18 protein-coding genes and 1 tRNA gene are annotated in these 16,993 nt (G+C 66.6%); 9 read left to right on the forward strand and 10 right to left on the reverse strand.

The genetic code is table 11. From position 1 onward, the window contains the following. Positions 1 to 5: 5 nt before the first annotated feature. Entirely contained in the window at positions 6 to 893 is an 888-nt protein-coding gene (locus OB2597_RS16765; protein ID WP_084658850.1) for a phosphotransferase family protein, read from the reverse strand. 374 nt (positions 894 to 1,267) lie between these two features. After that, positions 1,268 to 2,290 (reverse strand): amidohydrolase family protein, encoded by a 1,023-nt coding sequence (locus tag OB2597_RS16770; RefSeq protein WP_009806803.1) that lies wholly within the window; start codon positions 2,288 to 2,290, stop codon positions 1,268 to 1,270. A 177-nt stretch (positions 2,291 to 2,467) separates the two neighbouring features. Here OB2597_RS16770 and OB2597_RS16775 point away from each other — a divergent pair, with 177 nt between their 5' ends. Further along, a complete protein-coding gene (locus OB2597_RS16775) occupies positions 2,468 to 3,124 on the forward strand; it encodes a sugar transferase (protein WP_040609417.1) in 657 nt (218 codons plus the stop codon). 8 nt (positions 3,125 to 3,132) lie between these two features. On the opposite strand, the gene OB2597_RS16780 is transcribed toward OB2597_RS16775, so the two are convergent. From OB2597_RS16780 to dgcN, 4 genes are all read right to left on the reverse strand, one after another. Then, positions 3,133 to 4,353 (reverse strand): urate hydroxylase PuuD, encoded by a 1,221-nt coding sequence (locus tag OB2597_RS16780; protein WP_009806805.1) that lies wholly within the window; start codon positions 4,351 to 4,353, stop codon positions 3,133 to 3,135. 198 nt (positions 4,354 to 4,551) lie between these two features. Further along, on the reverse strand, positions 4,552 to 5,412 hold the full coding sequence (locus OB2597_RS16785) for a D-amino-acid transaminase (protein WP_009806806.1): 861 nt from the start codon (positions 5,410 to 5,412) through the stop codon (positions 4,552 to 4,554). A gap of 21 nt (positions 5,413 to 5,433) precedes the next feature. Next, the gene (gene dgcA, locus OB2597_RS16790; protein WP_009806807.1) at positions 5,434 to 6,411 is read right to left on the reverse strand and encodes an N-acetyl-D-Glu racemase DgcA; all 978 of its coding nucleotides are present in this window, start codon (positions 6,409 to 6,411) and stop codon (positions 5,434 to 5,436) included. Between the two features lie 60 nt (positions 6,412 to 6,471). Next, positions 6,472 to 7,476, reverse strand: a complete 1,005-nt coding sequence (gene dgcN / locus OB2597_RS16795; protein WP_009806808.1) for an N-acetyltransferase DgcN — start codon at positions 7,474 to 7,476, stop codon at positions 6,472 to 6,474. 346 nt (positions 7,477 to 7,822) lie between these two features. Between dgcN and OB2597_RS16800 the strand changes: the two genes are divergently transcribed. Both OB2597_RS16800 and OB2597_RS16805 read left to right on the forward strand, forming a co-directional pair. Beyond that, positions 7,823 to 8,785, forward strand: coding sequence for an L-malyl-CoA/beta-methylmalyl-CoA lyase (locus tag OB2597_RS16800; protein ID WP_009806809.1), 963 nt, complete (start codon positions 7,823 to 7,825; stop codon positions 8,783 to 8,785). A gap of 123 nt (positions 8,786 to 8,908) precedes the next feature. Beyond that, entirely contained in the window at positions 8,909 to 9,406 is a 498-nt protein-coding gene (locus tag OB2597_RS16805; protein ID WP_009806810.1) for a hypothetical protein, read from the forward strand. Here OB2597_RS16805 and OB2597_RS16810 read toward each other — a convergent pair whose 3' ends face one another. Then, positions 9,407 to 9,850: an Lrp/AsnC family transcriptional regulator gene (locus OB2597_RS16810; RefSeq protein ID WP_009806811.1), complete on the reverse strand. Its 444-nt coding sequence runs from the start codon at positions 9,848 to 9,850 to the stop codon at positions 9,407 to 9,409. It abuts the gene before it with no gap. A 98-nt stretch (positions 9,851 to 9,948) separates the two neighbouring features. Between OB2597_RS16810 and OB2597_RS16815 the strand changes: the two genes are divergently transcribed. Continuing rightward, positions 9,949 to 10,545, forward strand: a complete 597-nt coding sequence (locus OB2597_RS16815; RefSeq protein ID WP_009806812.1) for a LysE family translocator — start codon at positions 9,949 to 9,951, stop codon at positions 10,543 to 10,545. A 152-nt stretch (positions 10,546 to 10,697) separates the two neighbouring features. Continuing rightward, positions 10,698 to 11,660 (forward strand): acetyl-CoA carboxylase carboxyltransferase subunit alpha, encoded by a 963-nt coding sequence (locus OB2597_RS16820; RefSeq protein ID WP_040609886.1) that lies wholly within the window; start codon positions 10,698 to 10,700, stop codon positions 11,658 to 11,660. Here the strand turns inward: OB2597_RS16820 and OB2597_RS16825 are convergent. Genes OB2597_RS16825 through OB2597_RS16835 form a run of 3 tightly spaced genes read right to left on the reverse strand, consistent with a single transcriptional unit; the run spans position 11,657 to position 13,659 of the window. Then, the gene (locus OB2597_RS16825; protein ID WP_009806814.1) at positions 11,657 to 12,277 is read right to left on the reverse strand and encodes a glutathione S-transferase family protein; all 621 of its coding nucleotides are present in this window, start codon (positions 12,275 to 12,277) and stop codon (positions 11,657 to 11,659) included. The genes OB2597_RS16820 and OB2597_RS16825 overlap by 4 nt on opposite strands. Continuing rightward, positions 12,274 to 12,921, reverse strand: coding sequence for a GntR family transcriptional regulator (locus OB2597_RS16830; RefSeq protein ID WP_009806815.1), 648 nt, complete (start codon positions 12,919 to 12,921; stop codon positions 12,274 to 12,276). The genes OB2597_RS16825 and OB2597_RS16830 overlap by 4 nt, the downstream gene beginning before the upstream one ends. A 30-nt stretch (positions 12,922 to 12,951) precedes the next feature. Beyond that, on the reverse strand, positions 12,952 to 13,659 hold the full coding sequence (locus OB2597_RS16835; RefSeq protein ID WP_009806816.1) for a M48 family metallopeptidase: 708 nt from the start codon (positions 13,657 to 13,659) through the stop codon (positions 12,952 to 12,954). Positions 13,660 to 13,769: 110 nt separating this feature from the next. Here OB2597_RS16835 and OB2597_RS16840 point away from each other — a divergent pair, with 110 nt between their 5' ends. The 4 genes from OB2597_RS16840 to OB2597_RS16855 all read left to right on the forward strand — a co-directional run bounded on the left by OB2597_RS16840 (position 13,770) and on the right by OB2597_RS16855 (position 16,887). Next, positions 13,770 to 14,087 carry a TIGR02300 family protein gene (locus tag OB2597_RS16840; protein ID WP_040609887.1) on the forward strand — a complete coding sequence of 106 codons (318 nt, stop codon included), beginning with the start codon at positions 13,770 to 13,772 and terminating at the stop codon, positions 14,085 to 14,087. Positions 14,088 to 14,177: 90 nt separating this feature from the next. After that, a tRNA-Ala gene (locus OB2597_RS16845) sits at positions 14,178 to 14,253 on the forward strand. 144 nt (positions 14,254 to 14,397) lie between these two features. Next, positions 14,398 to 14,841 (forward strand): NUDIX domain-containing protein, encoded by a 444-nt coding sequence (locus OB2597_RS16850; protein ID WP_009806818.1) that lies wholly within the window; start codon positions 14,398 to 14,400, stop codon positions 14,839 to 14,841. Positions 14,842 to 14,934: 93 nt separating this feature from the next. Then, a complete protein-coding gene (locus OB2597_RS16855) occupies positions 14,935 to 16,887 on the forward strand; it encodes a polysaccharide biosynthesis protein (RefSeq protein WP_161601045.1) in 1,953 nt (650 codons plus the stop codon). Positions 16,888 to 16,993: the final 106 nt, after the last annotated feature.

Below are 16,993 nucleotides of genomic sequence, written 5' to 3' on the forward strand. Positions count from 1 at the left end.
CCATGTCAGGCTAGGCGCGCGGCGGCGGAGATCTCGCGCGCCCGGTCTGTCGGTCCCGCATCCCTCCCGTTCTCCTCGCACCACAGGGCATAGGCCGCCATCCGCCAGTGGAAGAACGGCGCAAGCCGCCGGTAGCGCGCGACGGTTTCGGCGTCCGGGTAGGCGGCGAGGAACGTCGCGGCCTCGTCCTCCGTCAGGAGATGACCGAGATAGGCACGCTGCATGAAGGGCGAGAGGACGATCGCCAGGTCTTCGCAGGGATCCCCCAGGGCGGGGCACTGCCAGTCGATCAGAACCGGGCCGCGGGCGGTGTCGATCACGTTGCCCGCCACCGGGTCCCGGTGGATCAGGCGGGGCGCGGCACAGGGCGGGACGGCCGGACGGGCGGCAACCCGGGTCTCCAGCCGTGCGAGCGCCGGATCCGCCGCCCCCCGGCAGCGGCTCAGGATACCCCGGGCCTGGGCGCGCAGTTCGGCGCTGCCCGAGGGCAGGGGGCCGAGCCCCTGGGGCGGCGCCATCCCATGGACCCGGTGGAGCAGGCGCGCCATGGCGACGAGGTCGCGGTCCCATGTCGGCCCCTCGAGAAACCGATAGATCAGCGCATGGCCGAACGCGCCCTTCAGCCGCGCGACCGGGCTGGGGGCCAGGCCGGCCGGAGCGAGGCGGGACAGGATGCGGAACTCGGCCTCCGGGTCGTTCGGGAACAGCGGTGTCTCGGCACCGGGCAGATACAGCTTGAGAACAAGGTCCCCCGCCGCCCCCGCCATGCGCCACACCCGGTTCGTGCGTCCGCCCCGCAGCGGCACCCAGGTCTCGACAGGGCCGGCCAGCTCGGCGGTCACGGCGGCGACGAGGTCGGGTCCGGGCAAAGGGTCGGACGGCAATGGACGCATGGGCTGGTCGGCTTGTGAGAGGTCGGCCCCTCGTATGGCAGCGCCGCACGCCCTGCAAGCCTCGTGCCCGCCCTGCGGCGTACCGCGACCGACCCGCAGGCCGGGCAGCGGCCGGGTCCGGCCGAGCCCGAAGCGTCCGCACGATCCGTCACGCCACGCCCAGCCCCCTCGCCTTGAGGCCCCCCGCCGACGATGACCACGGACGGACCGACGGACAGGGGAACCCGCCGATCCGCCACATGGTTTCTGACGCAGCGTTCGACCGCGCGCTCATCCACCCGACTGTCTCTTGCCTTGGATCAGCTTAGCGCAGGGGGGGTTATCACGAAGTTAAGCGCAACGGATCAGCCATCCTCGATCACCGTTCCGATCCGTCAAAGGCGATACACGCTCTTCGCCGTATCGTGGAAAAGCTTCGCCTTCTCGTCGCCGCTCGCGCCCGCCGCGATCCGCTTGAAGGTGTTCCATACCACAGGGTACGAGACCGCGCCCTTGTCGACCGGAAAGTTGCTTTCGAACATGCAGCGGTCGGGGCCGAAGAGGTCGATCGCGGTTTCGAAATAGGGCCGCCACAGCCGCGCGCACTCGCCCGAGGACGGCGGCAACGGTTCCTTGTGTAGATCGAAGCCGTTCACGTCCATCGCGAGCCCGCCGAGCTTCATGTAGACGTTCGGACAGGTGGCGAGGTCGGTCACGGCGGCCTTCCACTCGGCAAAGACCTCGTCGCCACGGCCCCGGTAGGGCCCGATGCCGAGCGGCCCGCCGAAGTGGTCGAGAACCATGGTGGTTTCGGGAAAGGCGCGGGCCAGATCGGTGAACTCGGGGATCTGGGGATGGTAGAGCCAGCCGTCGAAGGTCAGCCCGTTGGGCTGAAGCCGCGCGAATCCCTTCCGGAAATCCTCGTCGTACATCACCCGCAGCGGTGAATTGGGGACGGCGCCCGAAAACCGCTCGCCCCCCGAGGCGGTGATGTGGCGGATGCCGCGCAGTCGGCCCTTCGCCGCCGCCGCATGCGCCTCGAGCACGGGCTGGACCCCCTCGCCGAGCCGCAGGTCGGCATGTGCAACGATCCCGTCGCAGGCCCCGATCTCGGGGCGTTTCCGCGCGGCTTCCTCGGCGACACCGACCACGAATTCCGTCTCGCCCACGGGCTTCATCTCGTCCGGGCCGTCGGTGCGATAGCCGTAGCGGCACTGGATGAAGACCGACTGGCGGATGTTGTGGCCCGAGGTCAGGTCGCCCAGCAACTCATCGGTGAAATATGGCCCCAGGCGGTCCCAGAGGTGATGGTGCGGGTCGATGATCGGCAGGTCCGGCTCGAGGATCTCCTCGGTCAGCTTGCCCAGCCAGTCCTCGTTCGTATGGATATGCGTGGTCTGTTCGTACGTCTGCGTCATTGCGTCCTCCCTCGGCGGGAAGATACCGGATCGGGCGCCTTGTGGAAGAGTATTCCTGCATGCGGAATTGCTGCGGTTCGATTTGAGTCAAATCGGATGGATTCTCTTGCCCGGGAAACAATCCGGTGCGCGCGGTGGCATTACTCTTCGTTAAGCGATCAATCATAGGGTCGCAGGATGACACCCGAATTGCTCCTCCGCCGGTTCGGCTTTGTGCCGATCCGCCTCCCCGACACCAAACGGTTGTTCGATCTCGTGCTGATCCTCGTTGGTCTGCCGGTCTGGCTGCCGCTGATCCTGATCATCGCCCTGGCAGCACGGGTGTTGCAGGGGCCGGGGGTATTCTTCGCGCAGCAGAGGGTGGGGCGCGGCGGGCGGATGTTCCGGATGTGGAAATTCCGGACGATGGTGCCGGGGGCCGAGGGCCAGCTCCCCCGCCTTCTGATGGAAGAAGGGCGCGGTCGCGAATGGGCGCGTCTCACCAAATTGGTGGACGACCCCCGCGTGACCGCCTGGGGCCGCATGTTGCGCCGGTTCAGCCTGGACGAACTGCCGCAGATCTGGAACGTGCTGTGCGGCGAGATGAGCCTGGTCGGTCCGCGCCCCGTGCCGCGTGCGGAATTCGGCGCCCGGTACGACGCTCCCACGGCCCGCGCCTATTGCGCGCACCGCCCGGGAATGAGCGGGCTGTGGCAGGTCTCGGGCCGCAATGCTTTGAGCTATGAGGAACGACTGCGGCTGGACCGGCGGTACGACAGGACCCGCTCCCTCGGCGGGGATGCGGTGATCCTGCTGCGGACGCTCGGCGTGGTGCTGGGCGGGCGCGGGACATGAGCCCCCGGTCAGTCCGACGCCGCCCGATACCAGGCGATGATCGCGGCGCGCTCCTGCGGCTCCATGAAACTCAGGTTTGCGGGCGGCATGGCATGGCCGAGCGCCGCCTGAAGATAGATCGCGCGGGCCTGCCGGGCGATCTGCCCCCCGGTCTCGAGGCGCACGCCCCGGGGCGGCCAGAGCAGCCCCTCCCACGCCGGTTCGGCCGCATGACACATGGAGCAGCGGCCCAGCACGATGTCATGCACCTGATCGAATCCCTCGGCCTCGGCGAAACGCAACGCGGCGCCCGTGGCCTCTTCGGGTTCATCGGCGCGGAACATCGGCGCCGTGGACAGCCACATTACAAGCAGGAACAGGATCGCGGTGGCCGCCCAGGTCCAGAGAGGGCCGTCCTTGCGCGCGTGAATGCTGTTGAAATAGTGCCGGATCGTCACGCCCATCAGGAAGACCAGGCTGGCGATGATCCAAGTGTACTCCGTCGCGAAGGCGAGAGGGTAGTGGTTCGACAGCATCATGAAGATAACGGGCAGGGTCAGATAGTTGTTATGGGTGGACCGCTGCTTGGCGATCTTTCCGTATTTCGCCTCCGGAACGCGCCCCGCCTTGAGATCGGCCACCACGATGCGCTGGTTCGGCATGATGATGAAGAAGACGTTGGCGCTCATGATCGTCGCGGTCAGCGCCCCGAGGTGAAGCATGGCCGCACGACCCGCAAAGACATGGGTGTAGAAATAGGCCATCCCGACCAGGATCACGTACAGCGCCAGCATCAGCCGGGTGTTGTCGTCCCCGAACCGCGACTTGCAGATCCGGTCGTAGACCAGCCAGCCGATCGCCAGCGACGCGAGAGAGATCAGGATGGCCGCAGCCCCCGAGAGGTCGGCCACGGCCGGATCGACAAGGTAGAACTCCGACCCCAGGTAATAGACCAGGATCAGCAGCGCGAACCCCGACAGCCAGGTCGAGTAGCTCTCCCATTTGAACCAGACGAGGTCGCCGGGCATCTTGTCGGGCGCCACGAGATATTTCTGCACATGATAGAAGCCGCCGCCATGCACCTGCCACTCCTCGCCATCGGCGCCGGAGGCCAGGTCCCGGTCGCGGTGCAGTCCGAGATCCAGGGCGATGAAATAAAACGACGATCCGATCCAGGCGATAGCCGTGATCACGTGAACCCACCTGACGGCGAACTCCAGCCAGGCGCCGATAGCCGCAAGATCGTACATCCCCGAACTCCTGTCCCCTCTGGTCCGGACCTTACACATCGGCGCGGGCAAAGGTCCATGCGCCACCGACGCCGCGATGGCCCGGGGCCGATGCCCTCGTGCCGAAAGGTCGGAAATCGCCCGATTGCGGGGCGGCCTCGGCCCAGAGCGTGGCGCAGCCTGCCCGACCTCGTGCAGTTGGCCGGTCAGGGGCGCAGGTCAGATCGCCTTTTTGCGGCTCTCGTCGATGTAGATTTCCCGCAGGCGCAGGGCGATGCGCCCGGGGGTGCCCTCGCCGATAGTGGCCTCGTCGATCTTCACCACCGACTGCACGAAGGTGGTGGCCGAGGTAACGAAGGCCTCGTCGGCCTCGCGTGCCTCCTCGACGGAAAACCCGCGCTCCTCGACCTCCATCTGCGCCTCCTTCGCCAGGCGCAGGACGGCGGCGCGGGTGATCCCGTGCAGGATGTCGTTCGACAGCTGCCGCGTGATGATCTTGCCGCCCTTGACGATATAGGCGTTGTTCGAGGTGCCCTCGGTCACCAGCCCATCCTCGACCATCCAGGCATCGTCCGCGCCGGCGGCCTTGGCCATCATCTTGCCCATCGAGGGATAGAGCAGCTGCACCGTCTTGATGTCGCGGCGCGCCCATCTCCTGTCCTCGATCGAGATCACGCTGATCCCGGTCCGCGCGGCCGGCGCGTCGGCCAGGTTCTTGACCTGGGTGAACAGCACGATGGTCGAGGGCGTCGTCTCCGGGTCGGGAAAGGCGAAGTCCCGGTCTGCCGGGGCGCCGCGGGTGATCTGCAGATAGACCCCGCCTTCGGTCAGGTCGTTGCGTTTCACCAGTTCGCGGTGGATCGACAGCAATTCGTCCGTCGTCACCGGCGACACAATGTCGAGTTCGCCCAGCGACCGCTCCAGCCGTTTTGCATGACCCTCGAAATCCACGAGCTTGCCGTCGAGCACGCTCGTCACCTCATAGACGCCGTCGGCCATCAGGAACCCACGGTCGAAGACGGACACCTTGGCCTCGGCCTCAGGCAGGTAGTCGCCGTTCACATAGACGATGCGGGTCATGATGATCTCCTTCCCAACGGGTCATCCCCAGAGCGCGGCCGAAGGCGGATGCACGCCCTCGGTGTCGAATTGCAAAGCGTGGTCGCGGTCTTGAGCCAGCAGAAGCGGCCCGTCAAGGTCGGTCACGACAGCACCCTGCGCGACCAGCACCGCCGGCGCCATCGCCAGCGACGATCCGACCATGCAGCCGACCATGACGCCAAAGCCCTCGGCCCGCGCGGCCTCCCGCAGCGCCAGCGCCTCGGTCAGGCCGCCGGTCTTGTCCAGCTTGATGTTCACCACGTCGTACTTGCCCTTCAGCCCGGGCAGGCTCGCGCGGTCGTGACAGCTCTCGTCGGCGCAGACCGGTACCGGTCGCTCCATGCCGATCAGCGCCGCGTCCTCGCCCGCGGGCAGGGGCTGTTCGACCAGCGCCACACCGAGCCGGACAAGGTGGGGCGCGAGATCGGCATAGACCTCGGCGGTCCAGCCCTCGTTGGCATCGACGATGATCCGGGCCCGGGGCGCCCCGCGCCGGACAGCTTCGAGCCGCGGCATGTCGTCCGGCGTGCCCAGCTTGATCTTCAACAGCGGCCGGTGGGCATGGCGCCGTGCTGCCGCCTCCATGACCTCCGGCTCCGCCAGCGAGAGGGTGAAGGCGGTGATCTCCGGTCCCGGCGCCGGAAGCCCGGCGATCTCCCAGGCCCGCCGTCCCAGGCGTTTCGCCTCGAGATCCCAGAGCGCGCAGTCCACCGCGTTCCGGGCCGCACCCGCCGCAAGCGCCTCCTGCAGCGCCGCCCGGTCCGAAGGCACGAGGCCGGAGATGTCGGCCGCGACGCTGTCCAGCGTTTCCCCGTACCGCGCATAGGGTACGCACTCGCCGCGCCCCGTATGCCCGTCTTCGGTCACCTCGACCGTCAGCACCTGCGCCTCGGTCCGGCTGCCGCGGGAAATCGTGAAGACTTCCGCCAGCGGAAACGAATCTGCCTTGACCGTGATATGCACGCGCCCCTCCTTCATCTTGCCGAAAATACTCCCGCCGGAGGCCTCGACGCCGCCACCCGCGATCCCGCCCGGAGGCTAGCCCAGCGCCACCAGCGCATCCACCAGCTTGGCCGCGCCGAACCGGTAGGGGTCTGTCGCGGGCAGGCCCATCCGTGCCTCGACCTCGGCCAGGTAGCTCTGCGCCTCGTCCTCGCCCATGTGCTGCGTGTTGACGGAAACGCCGACCACCTCGCAGGCCGGGTTGGCCACGCGGGCCAGCGGCAGGGCCGTGTCCCGCAACATCTCGAGCGAGGGGAGCTTGTAGCCGGGCAGGCCGCGCATATGCTCGCGCGTGGGTTCGTGGCTGAGGATCAGCGCGTCCGGCTGGCCGCCGTGGATCAGCGCCATGGTCACGCCGGAATAGGAGACATGGAACAGGCTGCCCTGCCCCTCGATCATGTCCCAGTGATCCGGATCGTTGCCGGGCGTCAGCCATTCGACCGATCCGGCCATGAAATCCGCGATCACCGCATCGAGCGGCACCCCCTCTCCGGTGATCAGGATGCCGGTCTGGCCGGTGGCGCGGAACGAGGATTTGAGCCCGCGCTGCTTCATGTCGCGGTCCATGGCCATCGCCGTGTACATCTTGCCGACCGAACAGTCGGTGCCCACGGCGAGGCAGCGCTTGCCGGTACGCTTCTCGCCGTTGGCGATCGGATACTGGACGGAAGGGACGCGGACATCGTGCAGCCGCCGGCCTGTCGCCTCGGCCACGGCTTTCAGGTCCGGCTCGTCGCGCAGCAGGTTGTGCAGGCCCGAGGCCAGGTCGAAGCCTTCTTCCAGCGCCTCGACCAGGACCTTCTTCCAGGCGGCGGAAATGACGCCGCCGCGGTTCGCAACGCCGATCACCAGGGTCCGGGCCCCGGCCGCTTTCGCCTCGGCCAGGGTCATGTCGGGCAGGTTCATGTCGGCCTTGCAGCCCTCCATGCGGAACTGGCCGATGGCGTTTTCGGGGCGCCAGTCGCGGATACCCTGCGCCACCTTGGCGGCAAGCATGTCGGGCGCATCGCCGAGGAAGAGGAGATAGGGGGTTTCGATCATCTGTCAGCTCCTTCACTTGGCGGGACTATTGTCGATTCAACCCGGGAATATCGTGCAAATCCACGTCATAGCCGGAGAAAAGCGAAAATTTGTGCAGGTCGAGACGTCAGGTGCGAAAGAATCTTGCACGGACGTGGCATTCCACGGGAGCGTTTCGCGGCGGACCGGAAATCCCCGGGACGAGGCCGAGTATGACGTCGGCCCCGGTCCTCGCGGTGCCCTTGGACCCGTCCCGAGGATCTCTCCTGCCGGCCATGCTGCGCTGCAAAACGCGCTTGCGGAGGGGGGTGTAATTTAATAACCGTCGACACGATCCAAACGTAATTTCCTTACCCGAGGTGGCAAGATGTCCTTTCGTATTCAGCCCGCGCCTCCGTCGCGTCCGAACCGCTGTCAGCTGTTCGGCCCCGCCTCCAACGCCAAGCTGCCGCCCAAGATGGCGGCCTCGGCCGCGGATGTGATCAACCTCGATCTCGAGGACGCGGTCGCACCTGACGACAAGGACAAGGCCCGTGCCATGGCGATCGAGGCCATCGGCGATATCGACTGGGGCAAAAAGACGCTGAGCGTGCGGATCAACGGGCTCGACACGCCGTATTGGTACCGCGACGTGGTCGATCTGCTGGAACAGGCGTCGGACCGGCTCGACATGATCATGATCCCCAAGGTGGGCTGCGCCGAGGACGTCTATGCCGTCGACGCGCTGGTGACGGCGATCGAGAAGGCCAAGGGTCGCAGCAAGCCGATCGCCTTCGAAGTCATCATCGAAAGCGCCGCGGGGATCGCCCATGTCGAGGCGATTGCCGCCTCGTCGCCCCGGTTGCAGGCGATGAGCCTGGGCGCGGCAGATTTCGCCGCCTCGATGGGGATGCAGACCACCGGCATCGGCGGCACGCAAGAGGATTACTACATGCTGCGCGAGGGCCAGAAATACTGGTCCGACCCGTGGCACTGGGCTCAGACCGCCATCGTCGCCGCCTGCCGGACCCACGGCGTGCTGCCGGTCGACGGGCCGTTCGGCGATTTCTCGGACGCAGAGGCGTTCCGGGCGCAGGCGTTGCGCTCGTCGCTGCTGGGCATGGTCGGGAAATGGGCCATCCACCCCAATCAGGTGGCGCTGGCCAACGAGGTCTTCACCCCCTCCGACGAGAAGGTGACCGAGGCCAGGGAGATCCTCGCCGCGATGGAGGAGGCGACGCGCACGGGGGCCGGCGCGGTGGTCTACAAGGGGCGGCTGGTGGATATCGCCTCGATCAAGCAGGCCGAGGTGATCGTGAAACAGTCGGACCTGATCGCACAGATCGGCTGAACCTCGGGCGCGGCCACGGGGCGGACGCGGCCGCGACACTCACGATGAAATGACCCGAAAACCGGCCTGGCCCCTTGGCAGGCCGGATTACGCCTCTAGAAAGAACGAAACCGGAGGTTCCTCATGCGCCATTTCGCTCTCTCGCTCTTCCTGTCCCTGGCAGCCCTGCCGCTGCATGCCGACGTCGTCGAGAACGACGTGATCAAGGTCTTCGGCGGCAAGTGGGTCCAGTCCAAGGATCCCGGCCAGAACGGCATCCTGATGTACCTCACGCAGGAGCGTTCGGCGGCGGGCGAGTATTTCTCGATCCGATGCGAGGGCGCAGACCGGTCCGTGCGCCTCGCCTATCCGCGGCGGCGGGCGGCGGGCGACGTCGGGCTGACCGTGGACGGCCGGGAGTTCCGCGTGCCGGCCGAGTTCACCGGCCGGACCAAGGATCCGCATTTCCTGAAGGGGAATGTCTTCGGCTACGAACTGGTCTTCGCCGATGCCGCGGCGCAGGCGGACTTTCTGGAACAGCTGCGGCGCGGCCGTATGCTGAGGATCGAGGGACATACCCTGCCGGTGGACCTGTCCGGAGCGGGCCAGGCGGTGCGAGAACAGGCGGCCTATTGCCGGTGATCAGGCGCGCTCGTCCTTGGGCGAGGCCATGACGACGTATGAGGTGATGGCGCTCACCTGCGGCACGGTGCCCAGGATGTCGGTGTGAAACGACTTGTAGGCGGCGAGGTCGGCCGCCTCGATCCGCAACAGGTATTCCCAGGCGCCCGTGATGTTGTGGCACTCGCGAACCTCCGGGGCTTTGGCGATGGCACGTTCGAAAGCCTCCTGCGCAGCCTTGGTATGGCTGTTCAGCCCGACGGTGACATAGGCGATGAACCCGACGCCATTCCGGACCGGGTCCAGTACGGCCCGATAGCCCTTGATCACCCCGCGTCTCTCGAGCTCCTGGACCCGGCGCAGGCAGGCCGAGGGCGAGAGGCCCACGCGGTCCGAGAGATCGAGATTCGAGATGCGGCCGTCGCGCGTGAGCTCGTGCAATATCTTGCGGTTGATCTCGTCCATGATCGGTTTTCATTGCTCAACGGCCGTGACTTCCAGAACTATATGCAATCCAATGCCGCTGCGCATCCCATAAAGTTGCGGCGAGGACGGATCCCATCATGACATATGATATACTGTTTGCCCTGCTGACCTTCTGTTTCGTCTCGACGATCACGCCGGGGCCGAACAACCTGATGGTCATGGCTTCGGGGGCGAACTTCGGCTACTGGCGGACGATGCCGCACATGCTGGGGATCGCCGTCGGCTTTTCGGTCATGACGCTGCTGGTCGGGCTGGGCCTGATCCGCGTGTTCGTGGCTTTCCCGATCACCCACACGGTCCTGAGCGTCGTCAGCGTGGCCTATCTGCTGTGGCTGGCCTGGAAGATCGCCCGCGCGGCCCCGCCGGAGGCGCGGGCCGAGGCGGCGGGCCGTCCCCTGACGTTCCTGCAGGCGGCGTTGTTCCAATGGGTGAACCCCAAGGCCTGGACCATGGCGCTGACCGCGATCACGGTCTATGCCGCCGATCAGAGCCTTCTTGCCATCACGGTGGTGGCGGCGATGTTTGCGCTGGTCTGCATTCCCTGTGTCTCGGTCTGGACCGTGCTGGGGCAACAGATGCGGCGGGTCCTCACCAACCCGGCGCGGCTCCGGGTATTCAACTGGACCATGGCGGGGCTGCTGGTGGCGTCGCTCGTCCCGCTGCTCTTTCGCTAGGCTCCGATACTGCGACCCCTCGGCGGCCGGGACCGTCCGGAGGGCCGGGCATGTCCGGCAGAGTTGCAAAGCCTTCCGGCCATGGGCATATACCCCGCAACTCCGGAGGGAATTGCATGTCTGATACCAGTGCCGACCGCCCCAGCAACGAGGTGAGCAGCTACCTCGATTTCGAGAAGCCGCTGGCCGAGATCGAAGGCAAGGCGCGAGAGCTGCGGGCGATGGCCCAGCAGACCGAGGGGATGGACATCGAATCCGAGGCTGCGGCGCTGGATTCCAAGGCCTCGGCGATGCTCAAGGATCTGTACAAGTCTCTGACGCCGTGGCGGAAATGCCAGGTGGCGCGGCATCCGAACCGGCCGCATTGCAAGGACTATATCGACGCGCTGTTCAATGAATACACGCCCCTGTCCGGAGACCGGAACTTTGCCGAGGACCAGGCCGTGCTGGGCGGGCTGGCGCGATTCGAGGATCGGCCGGTCGTGGTGATCGGTCACGAAAAGGGCAACGACACGAAAAGCCGGATCGAACGGAACTTCGGCATGGCCCGGCCCGAAGGCTATCGCAAGGCGATCCGCCTGATGGATCTGGCCGATCGGTTTCGCCTGCCGGTGATCACGCTGGTGGACACGCCCGGTGCCTATCCCGGCAAGGGCGCCGAAGAGCGCGGCCAGTCCGAGGCGATCGCCCGGTCGACCGAAAAGTGCCTTCAGATCGGCGTGCCCATGGTGTCGGTGGTCATCGGCGAAGGCGGGTCTGGCGGCGCGGTGGCCTTCGCCACGGCGAACCGGGTCGCGATGCTGGAGCACTCGGTCTATTCGGTGATCACGCCCGAAGGCTGCGCCTCGATCCTGTGGAAGGATTCCGAGAAGATGCGCGAGGCGGCCGAGGCGATGCGCCTGACCGCGCAGGATCTGAAAGAGCTCGGGGTGATCGACCGGATCGTACCGGAGCCGCTGGGCGGGGCGCACCGGAACCGGGCGACGGCGTTCGATGGTGTCCGGCAGGAGATCCTTGCCATGCTGACCGAGATGGACGGGCAGACGCCGGCCGATCTGGTCAAGGACCGGCGTGGCAAGTTCCTGAACATGGGCTCGAAGGGCCTCGCCGCCTAGACCGTCGGCAGACCGGGGTCACTCTCGCGATAGCTGGCCCGTTGCGACAGCTTTTGGAACCGGGCGGCCAGGGCGCCGTGGCGGGCGAGGGCCCGAGCCCCCTCGGGCGCGGCGGCAAGACAGCCCAGCATCGGCGCGAGATGTTGGTCGGCACGGCTCACCTCTCCGGCAAGACACAGCCCTTCGGCCGCTATCCCGTCAAGTGCGGTCAACACCGGCTGTGCCCTGTCGAGGCCGCGCAGGACGCGCGCATCGTCCCGCGGCCTGCCCGTCGCCGGGCCGAAGACCGCGGCTGCATAGACCTCGCGCACGAGAGGCCAGTAGCCGTAGTTGTCGAGGATCGCGATCACCTGTTGCTGGCGCGCACGGGCCTTCGCAGGAGCGGGCCTCGACCCGGCGTCCGAGAGTGCCTCGGCATAGGCGGTGATCGCCGAGGTTTCGTGCAGCATGAATCCGTCGTGGTCGAGCGAGGGGACCCGCCCGAACGGATGCGGATTCGCAGCGGTGGTTTCGAAGGGATCGACCTCGTCCAGCCGGTAGGGAAGCCGGGCCTCGTGCAGGGCCATCCGGGCGATCCGCACGTAGACGGAATAGCGGAACCCGACCAGCGTGATCACGTCGTCAGCAGGCGCAGCCCCTGCGTCACGTCCGAGCGGACCGCCAGCCGAAGACCGGGCTCGTCCCCGGCCTTGAGCGCGGCGATGATCAGCCGGTGGAAATGCGGCGATTCGCGCCGGTGCAGCCGCCCGTAGAGCTTGCGCATCGTGGGGCCGAGCTGAAGCCAGACGGTTTCGGCCATGGCCAGCATCGCCGGGGCCTGCGCCCGCAGATAGAGCGTGCGGTGAAACTCGAGGTTGGTCCGGATATAGCCCACGGCGTCGTGCCGCTCGACCATCTCCGAAATCGTCGAATTGATCGCCTGCAGGCGGTCGATCAGGGCGATATGGGCGCGTGGCAGCGCACGCGAGGCCAGCTCGACCTCGAGCAGGGCGCGCAGGGCGGCCAGCTCCTCGATCCGTTCGTTGGTGATCTCGGGCGTGGAGACCCGGCCCGAAGAGGAGAGCGTGAGCGCACCTTCCGCCACGAGCCGCCGGATCGATTCCCGCGCCGGCGTCATCGACACTCCGAACTCGCGGCCGATCCCGCGGAGCGTCAGGGATTCTCCTGGCGGTATCTCGCCGTGCATGATGCGGGTGCGCAGGCCGCGATAGACACGTTCATGGGCGGCGGGGCTCGGATCGGGGCGGGTTTGCATCAGCATGATTGCATGTGATCACAAAATCGCGCGAGGTCAATGGGCCCGATCCTGGGCCTCGAACCGGAAACGGTGCAGGGCGGTCCCGTCGGTCCTGAGCCAGCGGCGCTGCACCTCGTGCGGGCCGTGGATCGCCTGCACCGTGTCCCAGAACGCGCGGGAATGGTTCATCTCGGCCAGGTGCGCGACCTCGTGCGCGGCGACGTAGTCCAACACCTCGGGCGGGGCCATGATCAGGCGCCAGGAATACGAGAGGGCGCCCTGCGCGGAACAGGATCCCCATCTCGACCGGGTGTCCCGCAGCGTGATGCGCGTATAGCGCCGCCCCAGCCGCGCGGCGTAGCGGTCCGAGGCGGCGACGAGGCGATCGCGCGCCAAAGCCCTGAGGTAGGCCGAGAGTTTCGCGGGCAGCTGCGCGGGATCGCCGGGAACGAGCAGCCGGTCGCCCTCGACCCGCACCGACCGTCCGGCCCCGGCGGCAATGCTGAGGAGCCGCCCTGCGACCGGCAGGTCGGTGCCGACCGCCACCACCTGGGTCCCGCCGTGCCGGGCCAGATGCCCGCGCAGCCAGTCGGCCTTTTCGGCGGCGAAGGCGATGCCGTCGCCCTCGGAGACGCCGCGCGGCAGAGTCAGCGTGACCCGCCCGTCCAGCGACGAGACGCGCAGCGAGATGCGGCGCGCGCGCGAGGATCGTTTGAGGTTGATTTCGACCGGAGGGTTGCCCGGCAGGAGATGATGACCCATATGTCCTCCGTTGCGCCACGACCCTGCGCGGAAAGCCTTTGACACCCTGATCCGCTTATGGCAGGGGACGCGGATCGTCGGCAAGTGATGTCATCAAAGAGGGAATGTCCATGCCCAAGGAAGAATGGGGCACGAAGCGTGTTTGCCCCACGACCGGGAAGCGGTTCTACGACCTGAACAAGTCGCCGATCGTCAGCCCCTATACCGGCGAAATCGTCGAATTCGACGAATCCAAGAACCGCATGATCGCGGCGGATGCCGAGGATGCGTCGAACAAGAAGCCCGAGGCCGACAACGAAGAGGAAGTCGTGCTGGAGGATGACGACGTCGACGTGGATATCGACGACGAACTGCTGGAAGAGGACGAGGATGACGACAACGTCTCGCTCGACGATCTGGCGGATGTCGCGGGAGACGACGAAGACTGATCGCCCGGGGCGGCAGGCGTTGTTTTTCGCTTGAACCGCCCTGCCGCATCTCATAGATAGCGCCGCACGGGCGATTCAGCCCGGGCAAAAGGGGCCTTAGCTCAGCTGGGAGAGCGCCTGCATGGCATGCAGGAGGTCAGCGGTTCGATCCCGCTAGGCTCCACCAAACCTCCTTTCATCGATCGACGCGGCAGAGATCTGCAGCCGGTGCGCATGGCGCCGATCGCGTCGCGACGGGCGGCACCTTGAAGCTGACGCCGATTCGCACCAAACTTGTCCGGCAGGCCGCGTTCCGGCTTGGGTATGAACGATGATTGCGCGCATTCTGCATGTCTTTTTCCGGCTGCTCAGACCCAAGACCCTGGGCGTCCGCTGTGTCGTGATCACCGGAGACAAGCGCGTCCTGCTGGTGCGCCATACCTACGTGCCCGGCTGGTACCTTCCCGGCGGCGGCGTCGAGCGGGGCGAGACGATCCACGAGACGGCGCGGCGGGAAGTCGAGCAGGAAACCGGCGTCAAGCTGCTGGGAAAGCTGAGCCTTCACGGGGTGTTCTGCCAGCGCCCGCGATTTCCGCAGGACCATGTCGCGGTGATGGTGCCCGAGGAATTCCTGATCGGCGAGCATGAAGGAAGCCGAGAGATCGCGGAGGTCGCCTTCTACCCTCTCGACTCGCTGCCCGAGGACATGGATCCCGGGTGCCGGCGGCGAATTGCCGAAGTCCGGGACGGAAAGCCATTGGCCGAAACCTGGTAGCGGGTATGCTGCCTTGTGAAACGATCTGGCAGACGGTAAGCCACAATCTGAATGAAGCAGTACCTGGTCAATATTCCCCGGCGACGAAAGGTTGTGCTCCAGATCGTATTCGATCTGATCATGATCGTGATCGCATACTTCGTCGCGGCGGCCCTTGCGCGCGACACGCTGCTCGACATGTTCCGCATCTTCGAACCGATCCCGCTGGTGGTGACCGCACTGGTGACGATCGCCGCGTTCGGGGGAACGGGGGTCTACAGCGCCCTGCTGCGCTTTACCTCGGCCCATACGCTTGCGGGAATGATCGTCGGCAACGCCTTTGCCGCGGCGGTCCTGTGGGCGTCGTCGTTCCTCGTGGGCGGCCAGATCACGGTGGTCCAGGCGATCAACTTCTTCTTCGTGACCGTCGGCTTCACGGTCGGCGGTCGGTTCCTCGTCCGGTCCTATTTCCGCGCCGACATCAAGCTGCGTGGCGAGCCCGTCATCATCTACGGATCACACGACCTGGGCCGGCAGCTTCTGACCTCGCTCCAGCAGGGGTCCGAGTTCAACCCGGTGGCGCTGCTGGACGAGAAAGAGGAACTGACCGGCGCGACGATCAGCGGCGTGCGGGTCTATTCGCCGCATCACCTGGAACGGGTGATCGAGGCCAAGAACGCCAAGATCGTCTTCATCGCCATGAGCGAGGTGTCGCGGCAGGCCCAGAAGGACCTGGCCGATCTGCTGCAGACCACCTCGGTCGAGATCCAGCGCATCCCGGCCGTCACGGACGTCGTCTCGGGCCGCGCGAAGATCACCGATTTCAAGGAGGTGCGGATCGAGGATCTGCTGGGCCGCGAACCGGTGCCGCCGGAACCGGCCCTGATGCGCGCGACCACCGCGGGCAAGTCGGTGCTGGTCAGCGGCGCGGGCGGGTCGATCGGCAGCGAGATCTGCCGGCAGATCCTCAAGGTCGATCCCCGAGTCCTGGTCCTGGTCGAGCAATCGGAATATTCGCTCTATGCGCTCGAGAAGGAGCTGACCGAGGCGCGGGACCGGATGATGAGCACGACCGAGATCGTCGCCATCCTGGGCAGCATCTCGAACGAACACCTCATGGAAAGCGTGATGACCGACTGGGCCGTCGACACGGTCTTCCATGCGGCGGCGTACAAGCACGTCCCCATGCTCGAGTCGAACGTCCTGACCGCGATCGAGAACAACGTCTTCGGGACCGAAACGTTGGTCCGGGCGGCGGTGAATACCGGCGTCTCGACCTTCTCGATGGTGTCGACGGACAAGGCGGTGCGCCCGACCAATGTCATGGGCGCGACCAAGCGCCTGGCCGAGCTGATCTGCCAGTCCTATGCCGAACGGCAGGACGACACGACCATCTCGATGGTGCGCTTCGGCAATGTCCTGGGCTCGTCCGGGTCGGTCATCCCGGTCTTCCGCGACCAGATTGCCGAAGGCGGGCCGGTCCGTGTCACCCATCCCGACATCACGCGCTATTTCATGACCATCCCCGAGGCGTCGCAGCTGGTGGTCCAGTCGAACGCCATGGCCGCCGGCGGCGAGGTCTTCGTGCTCGACATGGGCAAACCGGTGCGCATCCTGAACCTCGCGCAGCTGATGATCCGGCTCTCGGGATATCAGCCCTGGATCGCGGGCGAAGAGGGCAGCCCCGAGCATCCGACTGCCGACGATATCGAGATCGTGTTCTCGGGCCTGCGCCCCGGCGAAAAGCTCTACGAAGAGCTGCTGATCGAGGAAAACGTCGCGCCGAGCGATCACCCCCGCATCAAGATGGCCCATGAACGCAAGCTCCGGCGCGAGGAACTCGAGGCGTCGCTGGCGTCGCTGCGGTCCTGCATCGCGAACCGTCTGGGCAACGAGGCGCTGGCGATCCTCAAGAGCCTGCCGCTCGACTACGCGCCCGCCGACTGGCCGCGCGAGGCCGTGGCGCGGAACCGTCTGCGCGGGTCGAAACGCCCATTCGTCGCCGAAACCAACGGCGTCGCCGGCCGCGGCGTCGCCGTCCTGCCATCGTCGGTCGGCAATCCGTGAACCCCGGTGCGGCCGGGCGGCGCAGCGAAGCCTCACTTTCCGACAAACGGGCCCCGGCCCCTTGATAATCCGGCCCTGCTGATACAACGACACCGGCAAGGACATC

It is taken from the genome of Pseudooceanicola batsensis HTCC2597 (assembly GCF_000152725.1).
GTDB classification, from domain to species: Bacteria; Pseudomonadota; Alphaproteobacteria; order Rhodobacterales; family Rhodobacteraceae; genus Pseudooceanicola; species Pseudooceanicola batsensis.

Bases quoted from the DNA above. Each gene is read 5' to 3' on its own strand.
- OB2597_RS16785 (WP_009806806.1), bottom strand. From the start codon at position 5,412: ATGACCCGCATCGTCTATGTGAACGGCGACTACCTGCCTGAGGCCGAG.
- dgcN (WP_009806808.1), bottom strand. From the start codon at position 7,476: ATGATCGAAACCCCCTATCTCCTCTTCCTCGGCGATGCGCCCGACATG.
- OB2597_RS16840 (WP_040609887.1), top strand. From the start codon at position 13,770: ATGCCCAAGGAAGAATGGGGCACGAAGCGTGTTTGCCCCACGACCGGG.
- OB2597_RS16780 (WP_009806805.1), bottom strand. From the start codon at position 4,353: ATGTACGATCTTGCGGCTATCGGCGCCTGGCTGGAGTTCGCCGTCAGG.
- OB2597_RS16800 (WP_009806809.1), top strand. From the start codon at position 7,823: ATGTCCTTTCGTATTCAGCCCGCGCCTCCGTCGCGTCCGAACCGCTGT.
- dgcA (WP_009806807.1), bottom strand. From the start codon at position 6,411: ATGAAGGAGGGGCGCGTGCATATCACGGTCAAGGCAGATTCGTTTCCG.
- OB2597_RS16765 (WP_084658850.1), bottom strand. From the start codon at position 893: ATGCGTCCATTGCCGTCCGACCCTTTGCCCGGACCCGACCTCGTCGCC.
- OB2597_RS16815 (WP_009806812.1), top strand. From the start codon at position 9,949: ATGACATATGATATACTGTTTGCCCTGCTGACCTTCTGTTTCGTCTCG.
- OB2597_RS16835 (WP_009806816.1), bottom strand. From the start codon at position 13,659: ATGGGTCATCATCTCCTGCCGGGCAACCCTCCGGTCGAAATCAACCTC.
- OB2597_RS16810 (WP_009806811.1), bottom strand. From the start codon at position 9,850: ATGGACGAGATCAACCGCAAGATATTGCACGAGCTCACGCGCGACGGC.
- OB2597_RS16850 (WP_009806818.1), top strand. From the start codon at position 14,398: ATGATTGCGCGCATTCTGCATGTCTTTTTCCGGCTGCTCAGACCCAAG.
- OB2597_RS16775 (WP_040609417.1), top strand. From the start codon at position 2,468: ATGACACCCGAATTGCTCCTCCGCCGGTTCGGCTTTGTGCCGATCCGC.
- OB2597_RS16805 (WP_009806810.1), top strand. From the start codon at position 8,909: ATGCGCCATTTCGCTCTCTCGCTCTTCCTGTCCCTGGCAGCCCTGCCG.
- OB2597_RS16830 (WP_009806815.1), bottom strand. From the start codon at position 12,921: ATGCTGATGCAAACCCGCCCCGATCCGAGCCCCGCCGCCCATGAACGT.
- OB2597_RS16770 (WP_009806803.1), bottom strand. From the start codon at position 2,290: ATGACGCAGACGTACGAACAGACCACGCATATCCATACGAACGAGGAC.